10 protein-coding genes are annotated in these 15127 nt (G+C 27.2%); 3 read left to right on the forward strand and 7 right to left on the reverse strand.

All coding sequences use genetic code 11. From position 1 onward, the window contains the following. Positions 1-849 (forward strand): ROK family protein (locus ACRDBA_RS00045; RefSeq protein WP_438570903.1); only part of this gene is annotated, 849 nt, incomplete at its 5' end. A gap of 910 nt (positions 850-1759) precedes the next feature. Then, positions 1760-2740 (forward strand): glycosyltransferase, encoded by a 981-nt coding sequence (locus ACRDBA_RS00050; protein ID WP_438570904.1) that lies wholly within the window; start codon positions 1760-1762, stop codon positions 2738-2740. Positions 2741-3156: 416 nt separating this feature from the next. Here the strand turns inward: ACRDBA_RS00050 and ACRDBA_RS00055 are convergent, their stop codons facing one another. The 3 genes from ACRDBA_RS00055 to ACRDBA_RS00065 form a co-directional block, all read right to left on the reverse strand. Next, entirely contained in the window at positions 3157-5646 is a 2490-nt protein-coding gene (locus tag ACRDBA_RS00055; protein ID WP_438570905.1) for a cation-translocating P-type ATPase, read from the reverse strand. Between the two features lie 187 nt (positions 5647-5833). Continuing rightward, positions 5834-7045 (reverse strand): NAD(P)/FAD-dependent oxidoreductase, encoded by a 1212-nt coding sequence (locus tag ACRDBA_RS00060; protein WP_438570906.1) that lies wholly within the window; start codon positions 7043-7045, stop codon positions 5834-5836. A gap of 147 nt (positions 7046-7192) precedes the next feature. Further along, entirely contained in the window at positions 7193-7750 is a 558-nt protein-coding gene (locus ACRDBA_RS00065) for a hypothetical protein (protein ID WP_438570907.1), read from the reverse strand. Between the two features lie 652 nt (positions 7751-8402). Here ACRDBA_RS00065 and ACRDBA_RS00070 point away from each other — a divergent pair. Continuing rightward, positions 8403-8729, forward strand: coding sequence for a hypothetical protein (locus tag ACRDBA_RS00070; RefSeq protein WP_438570908.1), 327 nt, complete (start codon positions 8403-8405; stop codon positions 8727-8729). Between the two features lie 103 nt (positions 8730-8832). Here ACRDBA_RS00070 and katG read toward each other — a convergent pair whose 3' ends face one another. The 4 genes from katG to ACRDBA_RS00090 all read right to left on the reverse strand — a co-directional run bounded on the left by katG (position 8833) and on the right by ACRDBA_RS00090 (position 15039). After that, a complete protein-coding gene (katG, locus tag ACRDBA_RS00075; protein ID WP_438570909.1) occupies positions 8833-11037 on the reverse strand; it encodes a catalase/peroxidase HPI in 2205 nt (734 codons plus the stop codon). A 145-nt stretch (positions 11038-11182) separates the two neighbouring features. Then, the gene (locus ACRDBA_RS00080; protein WP_438570910.1) at positions 11183-11836 is read right to left on the reverse strand and encodes an SIMPL domain-containing protein; all 654 of its coding nucleotides are present in this window, start codon (positions 11834-11836) and stop codon (positions 11183-11185) included. A gap of 151 nt (positions 11837-11987) precedes the next feature. Then, complete coding sequence (locus ACRDBA_RS00085; protein ID WP_438570911.1) at positions 11988-12536, reverse strand: DUF6512 family protein; 549 nt, start codon at positions 12534-12536, stop codon at positions 11988-11990. A gap of 205 nt (positions 12537-12741) precedes the next feature. Beyond that, complete coding sequence (locus tag ACRDBA_RS00090) at positions 12742-15039, reverse strand: glycoside hydrolase (RefSeq protein WP_438570912.1); 2298 nt, start codon at positions 15037-15039, stop codon at positions 12742-12744. Positions 15040-15127 lie beyond the last annotated feature (88 nt).

Raw genomic sequence — 15127 nt, forward strand, 5'->3', positions numbered from 1 at the left:
GACTTAACCAAAAAGAATTACGTTATAGAATTAGGTGTAGATAATTCAAACGGAGGAAGACGGGCTACTAGATATTCATTAAATTATAATAAAGTTATATTTTTAATGATTTGGCTTCGTGAAAACTTATTAATAGTTGAAATACGAGATATTTGTAAAAATAGAATTTTTAAAGAAAGTATCTTAATTGAAAATGATGAGGAAAAGATAGCTTACATAGAAAAGCTAGTTGAATACTATAATATTTCATTAGTTTATTTTTCTGTTGAAGGAATAATTAAAGGGTATCGCTTTATGAATGATATAACCTTTACCCTTACAGAATACACATTAGTAGAAAAAATTAATGATTTATTAGAAATACCTGTGTTTTTGGAAAATGATGTTCGTTTATTAGCTAGTGGTCATATACATAAAAACAATATTGATGCAAGAAATGCAATATATATGTATATTGGAACTAATGGTATGGGAGCAGTTATTTTTAATGAAAATAACATTTTAAGAGGAGAAAATAATTATGCTGGTGAAATTGGACTTATTCAATATAAATCTAATACAATAAATAACTGGCTTATGAGTGATATCGAAAATGAGGAATTAGAGGATTTAATTAAGTTTATAATAACTATAGTTGCTTATTCTCTAGATCCATCAGATATAATTATTAGTAGTGATTTCTTTCATAGATTTGATAGAAATTCTATTGAAAAGTTTGCTAAAGAAGGTCTAGTAAACAAAATTGACTTACATTTTACTGAAGATTACGAGGAAGATTTGTTTTATGGAATACATTATTATAGTACATTTAACTTCTTCCAATCAATATTTGAAAATACTAAATGTTAATCTAAACTACTTTTTATTTGCCCAAATGAATTAGGTTTAGTTAAAATTTAATACTTTTTAATACTAGAGATCTAAAGCTAAAATTTGCCCTACATTTTTTACTTTTATCTAGTGTTAATAATAATTTTAAAGCACTCTTCACATTATGGTGGAGGGTGCTTTGTGTATTTAATTGTTCTTAGATAAAATGAATACTTCTTTTATGGTGAAATAAAATCATCTCTATGAGCTAAATTTATGATTTTTAGGTAAGTTTATATTCATTTATTTGAAAGATTTTATATTTTTAAAGAATAAATTTTTATTAGGTAAAAATTATCAGTATTTTAAAAGAGAGTAATATTTAGATATCACTCTCTTTTTTTATACAAAGTACATAAAATAATTTTTAAAAGTACGTATTATAAAATTTAAATGAATTTTAGATTTTAAGTAATAATTTTATATATCGTTGATATTACTAGCCTTACGCAATATTTATAAATTAAAGTTCGCATTTTCATTATTTTATGTACTTTTATATTTTAAAAATTATGTGAGAAAATTAAGAAATTTATAGGTGATATTTCGGAAATTCATAGATTTCGATTGTGTCATAAAAATGAATTTGAAAATTTGTAAAGAGTAGATTTCCTAAGATAAACAAATTCTCGAATCTGCTTTAGTATAAAAAACGATTTTGTTAAAAATGGATAAAAATAGCATAGTATAATGTTTATTTTATAGTTTGTTTAGTTAATATAAATAGGCTTATATTTTATATAAATAGAAAAATTACTTATTTTGTAACTGAAATTAAGCTAAGATAAAATTTTAATATTATATTGTAAAAATGAAGAGAATGATTATAAACAACCTTTTTTGAGTGAATTCATACTATGTACTGAGAATTACTTTTATGGAGGATTAATTGAGTACTTTAAGTGTTTGCATAATAGCAAAAGATGAAGAAAAGAATATTGAACGTTGCCTTAAAAGTATTAAAGAAATAGCAGATGAAATAATAGTTGTAGACACTGGCTCCATAGACAATACTAAAAACATTGCAAAAAGATTTACAGATAAGGTCTTAGACTATAGTTGGGATAATGATTTTAGTAAAGCTAGAAATATATCTATAAAAGAAGCTACTAAAGATTGGATTTTGTATTTAGACTGCGATGAGTCTATAGATTCCTCTCTAGTAAATATAATAAGAGAAGCAATAGAAACTGATTATTATATTGGGTACTATTTAAAGCTTATGAATGTTATAGATAATCAATTATATCAAGGAGCGTATATACTAAGGCTTATTAAAAATAACAAAGGATTTAATTTTAAAGGAAAAATACATGAGCAAATACTTCCTTCTATATATAAAAAATATACTAGTGAAATGATTACGAATTTAGAATGTCCAATTTATCATTATGGTTATGATTTAACAGAAGAAGAATTTAATATTAAAAACAAAAGAAATTTAGACATTTTATTAAGCTATGATGATGATGAAAAAGATGGATTTTATTACTTTAACTTAGCTAATCAGTATTTTTCATCAAAAGATTTTGAAGATGCAATTTATTTCTATAATAAATCTCTTAATTCTGATGAAGAAGATGCTATTGGGTATAAAGTATATATTCCTAGTAATTTAATACTATCTTATTATAGTATAGGATTGTTCGAAAGTGCTATCGAAAGATGCAATGAGCTTTTAAAGATTTTCCCTAAGTATAAAGATTTATATCTTTTACTTGGTGCTTGTTATAGAGAGCTTGGAGAAAATGAAGAATCTAGAGAAAACTTTAAATATTATTTAAAACTTTCAGAATATATTTCACCTTATCCAGATAATAATTATAGTAGTTTAAATAATATGAAAGATATAATTACTTCATTAAATTAATATCATAGCTAAAATGAACATCTAAAATTTATTAGGTGTTCATTTTTTATATAAACTAATTAATTAGAAATTGGATAATAAGTTAATTACTATAAAAGGTAGACTTTTAATCTATTAAAGTTTTCATATTATTTTTTATGTATTGATCATAAATATAGATTTTGTAAAGTTATAAAATTATTTTTTAGAGTTATAAAATTTACTGTTAAAGTTATAAAACTTACAGGGAATATTATAAAAAAATAAAAAGACCTAAATTAAGTAATTTCAATACTTTAAAAGGTCTTTTTAATATTGATAAATAGTTAGTTTATATATAAATAGTTTGTATACTTACAAATTGTAAGAACTAAAATAAACTAGACTACTTCATTTAGTATTAACTAGATCAATTTTCACTAAATAAATAATGGTTATTAAGCTTTAGTCTTATTGTTAAAATATTTTACTATTTCCCACCAAGCTGTTGATATAAATCCTAATAAAAGGGCTAATAAAAATAATGGTAAGCTTAAAGCTCCTGTTCTAAAGAATCCATTCATAAAAGGAACATAAATCATAATAAGCATTAATGCTATTGCAATGCCATTAACTAATGCTCTAATTCTATTTCCTTCTTCCTTAAAAGAGTCTTTTAAATATCTAGTATTTGATCTATTTACTAACACTAATATTACATTAGCAAAGATTAATGTTACAAGTGAAAAACTTCTTGCAAGTTCTACTGTAGCTCCATTATCTATTAAGAAATGAAATGGTAAAAATGAAGCTAAAAACATAGTGATTCCTTGTAGTAATACCTTTAGTGTAAACTTCTTTGTTAATAAAGGTTCCTTTGCAGATCTAGGAGGCTGATGCATTATATAACTTTCTGCCTTTTCACCTTCAAATACTATTGAGCAAGTTGGATCTATAATAAGTTCTAAAACCATAATATGCATTGGTAATAAAAGCTGAGGAAGATTTAAAAGTGGAGCAAAAAGTGCCATACATGCTATTGGTATATGAATTATCAATATATAAACTATAGATTTTCTTATATTGTCAAATACTCTTCTTCCATCTTCAACAGTTTTAACTATAGTTTCAAAATTATCATCCATTAAAATCATGTGTGCAGCTTCCTTTGCTACTTCTGTTCCTCTTTTCCCCATTGCAATTCCTATATCTGCACTTTTTAATGCTGGAGCATCATTTACTCCATCACCCGTCATTGCTACTACTTCACCATTTCTTTTTAAAGCTTTTACTATTTTCATTTTTTGTTCTGGTACAACTCTTGAAAATATATCACATTCCTTTGCTTCAGCACATAATTCTTCTTCTGTCATTTTATCAATGTCTGCACCAGTAATTGCTTTATTTGAAAATTTTAAACCTATTTCTGAAGCTATAGCCATGGCAGTTTTATTATAATCACCTGTTATCATTACTACTCTTATACCTGCTTGTTTACAAATCTTTATAGCTTCCTTAATTCCTTCCTTAGGTGGATCTTGTAATCCTATTAATCCTTTAAACTTTAATGAGTAATTGCAAAGATCATCTTTTACTTCTAAAGTATTTAAATCTGCAATTGCTAATACTCTTAAACCCTTAGAAGCCATTTTATCTATATTTTCATTAATTTCTTTTATTTCATCCTTTGATAAGTTACAAAGAGGTATGATAGCTTCTGCTGAACCCTTTGATGCTAAATAATAATGATCATCCTCTTTAAATAAATTACCCATCATTTTACTCTTTGAATCAAAAGGATATTTTTTAACTACTTCATTATTATTTATTTCTTCATAGGTTAAGTTTTTAGACACTAATGAAACTATTACTTTTTCCATAGGATCATAAGGATCTTTTTCACAAGCTAATAAACAAAGCTTACTAATATCAAAATCCTTAAAATTATCTGCTGTAATAATAGTTTTACTACTATATATTTCTTTAACCTTCATTTTGTTTTCTGTAATAGTCCCTGTTTTATCTACACATAAAACTGTAGTAGATCCTAAAGTTTCAACTGCTGATACCTTTCTCATTAAAGTATTTTTCTTAGCTAACCTATAAGCTCCCATAGATAAAAATACTGTTAATACAACAGGAAATTCCTCAGGAATAATAGCCATAGCTAGGCTTACTCCTGATAAAATACTTCCAAGTATATCTTTATTATAAATATAAGATGCTAGTATAACTATAGTGCAAAGTGCTCCCCCAACTATAGCTAATGATTTGACTAATTTACCTACCTTTTTTTGAAGTGGTGATAACTCTTCCTTAGATTCACCTATAGCCTTACCTATTTTTCCATATTCAGTATTAACTCCAGTTAAGGTTACCTTTGCGATACAAGATCCAAAGATTGACATTGTTCCGGCATATAACTTATCTTCTTTCCAATATTCATCTGTTTCATCTATCTCTGATGATGGATGTTTAAAAACATTTATACTTTCTCCTGTTAAAATAGATTCATCTACTGAAAAATTAGATGAGTCTAAAACTTCACAATCAGCAGGTATTCTCTCCCCTTCCTCTAACTTGATAATATCTCCAGGTACAAGTTCCCAGCTTTTTATAATTTTTATTTCACCATCACGTAATACGTTAACCTGTGGTGAGGTTAAATCCTTTAATGCATGCATAGTTTTTTCTGTTTTCCATTCTTGTATAAAGGTTATAAATGCAACAAAGCAAACAAATACAAGCATCATGGCACCTTCTTTTGGCTCCCCTAAAATAAAGTAAACAGTAGCTGCTACTATAAGTAATAAAAACATTGGCTCCTTAAAGACACCTATGAATTTCTTAAAAGGATTTGGTTTTTCCTCTTTTACTAATTCATTTACTCCGTATTTATCACGTAATTTTATTATTTCCGATGATGTTAACCCTTTTATATCTTTCATACTACCACCCTTATTATCAATTAATAATATATAGTATGCTGAAAGCCCAATAATATTGACACTTTAAACTATGATTTATATTATCAATTGATAATGCAAGTTGGCATCTTATAAAATACTTGTATTATTAAAATTAAAATACTACAAAAAGTTTAAAAACTTTATCTTATAATTTCATCTTATTAGTTTATTTATCAAATCTATCTACCTTAAATAATTCTAAATCACTATTTTCTTTTCCTTTATAAAGATCAACAAGTATTTTAGCTCCTATTATTGCAAATAGTATTCCATTTGCTCCATATCCCAAGCAATATAAAAGGTTATTATTTCTTTTATCAGGCCCTATAAATCCTAAATTATCCTTTGTTGAAGCAAAGCAACCACAATATTTATATTCTATTTCTATATCTCTAGTATTAGGTAACATAGACTTTAATTTAGTTTCTAGTATTTCATATTTTTCTTTTGCTTTTTCTTCATTTTCTATATCCTTAAAATCAATATCTTCACCACCTATTATAATTCTATTATCCCAGGTAGTTCTTAAATATGTATATGGATCTCCTGTATCCCTAAAAAGTACATTATTCTTCCAAGGTACTTCTTTTAAAGGTTTTGTAACTATATTAAAGGTATTGTATTTGGTTGCAAAATGCTTTTTAGTAATCAAACTAGTGTTAAATCCTGTAGCTACTATAACCTTTTTAGCTTTTATCTTATATCCATATTTACATTCTACTTCAATATAATCATTAAATTTATGTATTTCAATAGCTTCAGTATTTTCATAAACTTTTAAACCATTATTTTCTGAAGCTTTTAATAACTGTAATGTAAATTTATAAGGATCAATTTCAGCTCCTCCCTTTTTTGCTAGAACCCCCCATTTTAATGGAATTTCATACTCATTATTATCTTTATTTAATAATTCTACATCTAATCCATTTTCTTTCCTTAATTTATACTCCCCTTTTATAATTTTTTCATCATCTTCTTTTAAAGAATAAAATATAGTATCTCTTTTATAATAATTACAATTATTCCCATATTCATTTATAATACTTTCAATTTCATTAAGTGCTTGTATATCTAACTTATAAGCTTTAACTGCATTTTCTAGTCCTATAACACTTTTTAAAGAATCTAATGTATCATCTAATTCATATTGAAGCAACGAAGTAGTCACACTTGTGCTTAAATGGGCTATTCGGCCTTTTTCAATTAATACTGTTTTTATATTTTCTTTTGAAAAATAATAGCTACAAATAGCTCCTGTAACACCTCCTCCAATAATAAGTACATTTGTATCTATATTTTCTGTTAAATAGGGGTATTGCTTATCTATATTATTTATATCAGTAAAATATGGCCTACCCTTAACATAATTTTTTTCCATAGCTAAATCTCCTAATTTTATATTTACCTTAGTATTAACCAGCACCTATATTTTTATTACTTGATATATATCTTTAATAAATAAAAATGTAGACACAGATAAATTACTAAAGCTTATCTGTGTCTACTAATCTATATTAAAATATGATTATTTTTCTTCAAAACATTCCTTTAAAAATTTAACAATGGATGTATAAGCCTTGCTATTTTCTCCTTTTTTATAACTTTCTATAAAACCTATCCAAATACTTTCTAAAAGACGATTAAAGGAAATTCTAATTCTATATAAATCATATAATTCATCCAAAATAAGTTGTCCTGCTAGCATATTTTCCTTATCTATATAAATATCTAACTTACATGGCTTATAATTAGTTTTAGTAACCTCATAGGTTTCTTCTCCTGATGCTATTAAAAAGCTCTTTTTTTCATAATATTCAGTAGTAAGCTGCTTATATATTTTCTTAGGATTATAGCTTTTAACTGATTGTCTTATAAAATCTAAATATAAAAGCATTAAGAAATTTTCAACTTCAAAATCATATCCCTTTTCTATTTTTATATAATTACAAATAAGCTCTGTTCTATAAAATACATTCATAGGAATATTTATTTCATACATATTTTCATTTACTTTTACATCTCTATGAAAAAAATGTAATACTCGTTGAACAAAACTTACTGATTCTCTTAATACCTCTGCCATAGCTCCTCCTATAAATCTTTTATTTACAAAATCGTTTATCTAATGTCTAACCGTTGTACATTCCAGTCTAATTAGAAGGAAACTAACAAAGTCAGCACCCCTAGATAACCAATTTCTAACCTTCATTGGAGTTACAACTCCACATAAAATTAAGAATTCTGTTTATTTATATGAATACTTTTTAATAATTATGTCAATCATTTTAAATATATATTAGATTTTATAATTTATAAGGAGTTGTTACTTTGATAAGAAATAAAAAGGATAAAGATTTAGATAAATTATTTAAATCCTTAAAAAGCAAAACTACTATAAAAGTTAAAGTAAAAAAATAGCCTTCACTAATTACATATAAAAGGATATAAAGCTATAGATATTTATCTATTGCTTTATATCCTTATTTAATATTTGAATATATTTTCTTATTTCTTAAAATTTAAATTAATTAAAATGCAAATTTCAAGTTCTCTATCATTAATTTTATATAAAATACTCTTTCTTACATTAGCTTCAATATTCTTTAAATTACTTATTTTATCTTCTAATGTTATTGAAACTAATTCTACAAAGGGTATTTCCTTGTTAATCTTTTAAACATTTATCAGACTTATTCATAATATATATTATAATTAATTTTTAAAAGGATAAGAAAATGAGTGAATTTTATAATATACCACCCTTAAAGCATGTATCTAAAGATGAGTTAGGCTTAGGAGATAATGCTCTTTTATTTCCACCATTAATTAATACTAATAATCCTATACTTCCTAATGGAGTTCCTGTTAATCCTGAAGAAAAGGATGAAGTTGAGGGTGAACTTAATAATTTAAATAATACAACTATCAACCAAGATGAAAAAGAAATAATAGAAAACCCTATAATAGATGATTATGAATCTAATCCTACTTTATTTAGAAAAACATCCCCTCCTAGTGATAGTGAATTTTACAATAACCATAAACCTATCCGTAGGTTATAATTTAGCATACACATGCAAAATAGCTATGTACTACTTTTTGTACATAGCTATTTAATATATGACCTTATTTATTATTAACTATTAGATTATGCAGAACTATAATTTAACTTTCCATCTCCTTAACATCAAAGCGGTCTGCATTCATTATCTTTGTCCATGCATCTACAAAGTCTTTTAAGAATTTTTCTTCATTGCCATCACTTGCATATACTTCTGATATTGCACGAAGCTGTGCATTTGAACCAAAGATAAGATCTACCCTTGATGCTGTCCATTTTGGACTTCCTGTCTTTCTATCAAACCCTTGGAATCTATCTCCATATTTAGATATTGATTTCCATACTGTATCCATATCTAATAAGTTTACAAAGAAATCATTAGTTAGGCATTCTTCTTTATCAGTAAATACTCCTTCTTTTGAATCCTTGTAATTTGCGCCTAGCATTCTCATACCACCAATTAATACTGTCATTTCTGGTGCAGTTAATGTTAATAGTTGAGCCTTATCTATTAACATTTCCTCTGGTGTTGCTGAATATTTAGCTTTAACATAATTTCTAAATCCATCAGCCTTTTGTTCTAATACACTAAAAGAGTTTATATCAGTTTTATCTTGAGTTGTATCAGTTCTTCCTGGTGTAAATGGTACTGTTATTTTATATCCTGCATTTTTTGCTGCTTTTTCTATTCCAACACATCCACCTAGTACTATAAGATCTGCTAAGGAAACCTTTCTATCCTTTGAATGTGATTTATTAAAGCTTGTCTGAATCATTTCTAATTCTGTTAATACCTTATTAAGAATTTCAGGTTCATTTACTTCCCAATCTATTTGTGGCTTAAGTCTTATCCTTGCTCCATTTGCTCCACCACGCTTATCTGAACCTCTAAAAGTTGATGCTGATGCAAAGGCTACCTTAACAAGCTCTGATATTGATAAACCTGATTCTGAAATTATCTTTTTAAGCTCTGCTATATTCTTTTTATTTATCATTTTATAATTAGCCTTTGGCACAGGGTCTTGCCATATAAGTCTTTCTTTTGGAACTTCTGGCCCTAAATATCTAGATACTGGTCCCATATCTCTATGTGTTAGCTTAAACCATGCACGAGCAAAGTCATCAGTAAACTTTTCAGGATTATCTAAATAGTTCAATGCTATCTTTTTATAAATAGGATCATTAATAAGTGATAAATCTGCTGTTGTCATCATCGGTCTATGTTTTTCATTTGGATTATGTGCATCAACTACCATATCTTCATCATCAACATTTATAGCTAACCATTGATATGCCCCTGCTGGACTTTTAACTAACTCCCACTTATATTTAAGTAATGTTTTTAAGTACCCCATAGTCCACTTAGTTGGATTTGATTTCCAAGCTCCTTCTATTCCACTTCCTATAGTATCATCACCATTTCCTGTTCCATAACTATTTTTCCATCCAATTCCTTGCTGTTCAATAGGTGCAGCCTCTGGTGCCGGTCCAACATAAGTAGGTGATGCCGCTCCATGACATTTACCAAAGGTATGGCCACCGGCTATAAGTACTACTGTTTCTTCATCATTCATAGCCATGCGAGTAAAGGTTGTTCTAACATCTTTTGCCTCTGCAACTGGATCTGGATTTCCCTTTGGACCTTCTGGATTTACATAAATTAACCCCATTTGAACTGCAGCTAATGGATTTTCAAGTTCTCCATCAGTTTTATCTCTATCAGCTTCAAGCCACTTTCTTTCATCACCCCAATTAACATCAATTTGAGGCTCCCAAACATCTTCACGACCTCCACCAAATCCAAAAGTCTTTAATCCCATAGATTCTAATGCAACATTACCTGTTAATATTATAAGATCAGCCCAAGATATTTTATTTCCATATTTCTTTTTAATTGGCCAAAGTAAACGACGTGCCTTATCTAAGTTAATATTATCTGGCCAGCTATTAAGTGGTGGAAAACGTTGAGTTCCCCTGCCTCCTCCTCCCCGACCATCACCTATTCTATAAGTTCCAGCACTATGCCAAGCCATACGAATAAAAAATGGTCCATAGTGACCATAATCAGCAGGCCACCACTCCTTAGAATCTGTCATTAAATTATTTAAATCCTTCTTAAGTCCATAATAATCTAACTTATTAAATTCTTCAGCATAATTAAACCCCTTAGACATTGGATTACTTAACTCAGAGTTTTCACTAAGAACATCTAAGCTTAATGCATTTGGCCACCATTCTTTATTAGTAGTTCCACCACCAGCTAAAGCATTACTCATGTTACCTGTTACTGGACATTTCATTTCCGACATAAGATTATCCTCCTTCCTATATTTAAATTTTAAGCTTTATTATAAAAATACTAATACACTGTATTATATAAATTAAAAAATCATCATATAACTATATATTACAATTAATAATTATCTTCCTATTATATATACTCCATCAGTCTAATTATTTTATCTGCCAAACAAATACTACTGTATCACTTAAACTAATATCATCAGGTTCAATATTTGGGGCAAAAGACTTTCCCATTATAATCCCCTTATTTTCTATTCCATATGATGTAGGAGAATAAAGATTTATTTCGTTCCAATTATAATCTATGCTTATTAGCTTACCTAAGGAAACCCTTGATGCTTTTGAAAGGACTTCTGCCTTTTTTCTTGCACCTTCCGTAGCTTTTACAAGAAGCTTTTCAGTTACCTCATCCTTGTTTTTAACAGAAAATTTAATATCTAATTTGGGATTTACTTTTGATTTAGCTATTGCATTAATTACATTAGCTAATACATCCATATCTAAATCAAATTGAAGCTTTAGCCCTTGTTCGCATATATATCCATCAAACTCTTTTTGATTAATATTATCTTTATCGTAATAACTCTTATAGCTTGCATATACATTAAATGTCGTTGTCTTTAAATCTTTCTTATTAAAACCAACACTTTCTACTGCTTCTTCTAATAACTTAACTGAATTTGTTGCAACCTCCATAGTATCATCATATTCATACTTATGTGATACTAATTCCATGTTAATAATTATTAAATCTGGCTTAACACTAATTTTAGCAGTCTCCCTTACTTTAATGGAATGTTCCATAACCATCTCCCCTTTTATACTTGTTATAATTATCTCTTTATAAATATATATTTTTACTAAATCATAATGACTACTGTTTATTCTTTTGCAATAATATAAGCAGTGAAAAAAACTTTCCACTGCTTCTTTTACGTATTATTAGCTTTTTAGATTATAAAATTCCATATCCCTTTGTATTTCCATCCATAAACATTGGTATCTTAATTGGATAAAAAGTTAAAACCATATAAGCTATTACTATCACTGCAAATAATATTAAAACTATCTTTGAGTTTATTCTCCTTGAATATTTATATGTGTGTAATCCCAGCATTTGCCCAAATATAATTGCTATTAATAATATTAAAACATCTACCCAAAATAATTCTACTCCAAAAGCTTCTGTATAAAAGTAAAATAACATTGGTATTGTAATAATCGAAGTTATAAGAGATACTAAGCCACCTGTAAACCACTTATCCTTATTTATTTTTAATTCTTTTCCCTTAACTAAATAATATAAGCTCCACCAAAGTATAATAGGTAAAACTACCATTTTAGTATGCTCCCATACACTTTCATTAACAGGTGAAATTAATCCAACTACCCAAAGCTTTCCTGTTAAGTTATAAAGAAAATGAAAAAGTGTTCCAATAATAAAAAGAGGTATGATTCCATTTATAATCCAATTATGTTCTTTAGAGATTTTCTTATTAACCATATATTTTTTCTCCTAAAATATTACTCTATAAAATATTATTCTATATATATAATCCTGATACTCTTTTTATTATTATCTAGTTAAAATATATTATTTAAACAATCTACTTTAAATTTTCTTTATATAAATTAACTACTTATTTAAACCATAATTTCTCATCTATGTGGTTACAAAAATAGCCTGCACAAAAGTACAGGCTATTTTATTATGGTAAGTATTCTATTTTTTCATTTCCCTCTATTATTAATAGCGATTTTCCCTTTATATTATTTCCATCTATATTTACTTCTTCATTAGAGAAATTAGCTATAACTATTAAGTCTTCACCATATTTAGTCATTTGAACTAATTTATCATCACTTAATATTTTATAATCAGTCATTTCTTTATTTATAGCTTTTTTGCTAAACTCTGACCATACCTTTGTATGATTAGTAATTAGCTCCTTATGCTCCTTCCATTGGTTTTTATCTATATGATATAGCGGTGGAACATTGTATAATACCTCATATAACATTCTATCCTTTATATCATCCTTAAACTTTAAGGTTCCAAATCCCCACCAATGTGTTGTTATTACTGAATCATTATAAACTAATTTATAAAGTGGAATTGTATATGCTTGATCTAAGAATAAAGCCCTATATTTATCCTTTAGCGGTATTTGCTTTGAAAATATTTCTGGTACTCCACCTGTAGGAGAATAATATCTTCCTACATAATATTCACTTTCTTTATTTGACTTCATATCCTTATCCATCCATGTAAATGATGGTGTTTCTATTCCATGAGCAAAGGAAATTACATCACTTGCAAAGTCATTCCCACCTTCTGAACCAACTACCATATTCCATTCATCTTGAATATATTTTATTCTTTCTTTTCTAGCCATTATATCTTCTTCTTCAGTGGTTATATGATTAGGAGAATAATCATCATAAACTTCTCCTGTTGCATCTGTATCTAAAAACCATGAATTAAACTTTAAACCTGTACCTATAATATCTGATACTCTTTCTCTTACACTTGGCATTGCTAAGGTAGGGTTAAGCTTTCTTCCTGTTCCTTGGAAGCCTTCTATTTTTTCGCCCTCTTTATTAGTTACAGTTGCTTCTTCATATAATGATGTATCATTAAACTTAGCTGTAATCCATTCTTCTTCACCTGGCTTATGAATTGAATGATATGAATCATAAGTACCTATAAGATATCCTAGCTTTTCTGCTTCGTCCACTAATTCAGGTTTATTAAACCCTGTTTGCCAATCATCAAAACCAATCCACATATTATCTATACCTGAATTTTTCATATCATTTATTACATCTACTGTATTAGAATTAGCCCAATCTTCTATAGGGTCTACTGAATTTCCAACCTTACTCTTAAATAGGATTTTGTTTAATTCTATTATTTCTGCTCCATTTAAGTTTTCAATCCCCTTATTTACAAGCTCATTACTTCTTTTATCTAAATTAGTAAATACTGATTTATTATAAAAGTCTTCTAATTGTAATACTTCTGTTAAAGCCTTGATTATCCTATTTTTAGTATAATTATCTATATAATCTAAAGATGAAATATCATCAAAGGCTGCTGCAAGCTCAGAGCTATCTTCTACTTTTTCATTTAATAAGCTTTGCATCCATAGCTTTAAATCATCTGGCATACTTTTAGCCAACTCATTCCATCTTATATTTTCCTCTGATATTATAGTTCTATCCCAAAAGTAAACATGGGGAGCTCCATATAGCTTTTCTATATTTTTATTTTCTTTAGCCTTTTCCTCTAAAGTTATAAAATCACCCTTTTCGACCTTATAATCCTTATAAGTTTTAGCTACTTGAACTGGATCTTTATCTGTTATATAAACTCTAAAACCATACTCCCTTTTATCATTTATAGATGGATATTCATGATTAAACTCAAATTCAATATTATCCTCTGTATTAAATATTAAATGATTATTATAAGGATTTTCAATAACATAAACTATTGAATATTCCTTTTTATCTACTGCAAAAAACTGCATTGATAGACTTTCTAAAGTTTTAAGCTCTGATTCATTAAAATATTCCTTCCAAAGATCATCATCACTTTTTATATACTTCCCCTCATTTAAAGGAAGCATATAAGCATCACCACTTACTATTGGCCATGAAAAGTTATTTTCTTCTTCCTTAATAGATTTTATATTAATATCTAAATACTTATCCTTTTTTTCTACTTCTACATCAATGTCCTTATCATCATAAGTCCAAGATACTTCATTACCATTATCCTTTAAATTAGATATTTTAGTGCTTTCTAATGGCTTTGAAATATCTTCAATAGTTCCATTAACATCTACCTTAATCTCAAAGGTTTCTGGATTCACATTAAAATCAAAATCCTTATTTTCTATCTTTACCATTTCATTATTATTAATTTTAATATTCTGTGCACATCCTGTAATAACACTTAAACTAGATATTGCTACTACTGTTAACAATAATTTTCTTTTCATATCATCACCTCAAATGTATGATAATTTAACTTTGTTACATAAGTGTTACAAATTATAACTGTAAATAAAAAAGCTATTTAAGAAAGTA

Origin of the sequence: Clostridium sp., assembly GCF_051654825.1 — a bacterium.
Lineage (GTDB): Bacteria > Bacillota > Clostridia > Clostridiales > Clostridiaceae > Clostridium.

What these genes read in the sequence shown, in the direction of transcription:
- ACRDBA_RS00055 (WP_438570905.1), bottom strand. Translation starts at nt 5,646, where the DNA reads ATGAAAGATATAAAAGGGTTAACATCATCGGAAATAATAAAATTACGT.
- ACRDBA_RS00060 (WP_438570906.1), bottom strand. Translation starts at nt 7,045, where the DNA reads ATGGAAAAAAATTATGTTAAGGGTAGGCCATATTTTACTGATATAAAT.
- ACRDBA_RS00065 (WP_438570907.1), bottom strand. Translation starts at nt 7,750, where the DNA reads ATGGCAGAGGTATTAAGAGAATCAGTAAGTTTTGTTCAACGAGTATTA.
- ACRDBA_RS00070 (WP_438570908.1), top strand. Translation starts at nt 8,403, where the DNA reads ATGAGTGAATTTTATAATATACCACCCTTAAAGCATGTATCTAAAGAT.
- katG (WP_438570909.1), bottom strand. Translation starts at nt 11,037, where the DNA reads ATGTCGGAAATGAAATGTCCAGTAACAGGTAACATGAGTAATGCTTTA.
- ACRDBA_RS00080 (WP_438570910.1), bottom strand. Translation starts at nt 11,836, where the DNA reads ATGGAACATTCCATTAAAGTAAGGGAGACTGCTAAAATTAGTGTTAAG.
- ACRDBA_RS00085 (WP_438570911.1), bottom strand. Translation starts at nt 12,536, where the DNA reads ATGGTTAATAAGAAAATCTCTAAAGAACATAATTGGATTATAAATGGA.
- ACRDBA_RS00090 (WP_438570912.1), bottom strand. Translation starts at nt 15,039, where the DNA reads ATGAAAAGAAAATTATTGTTAACAGTAGTAGCAATATCTAGTTTAAGT.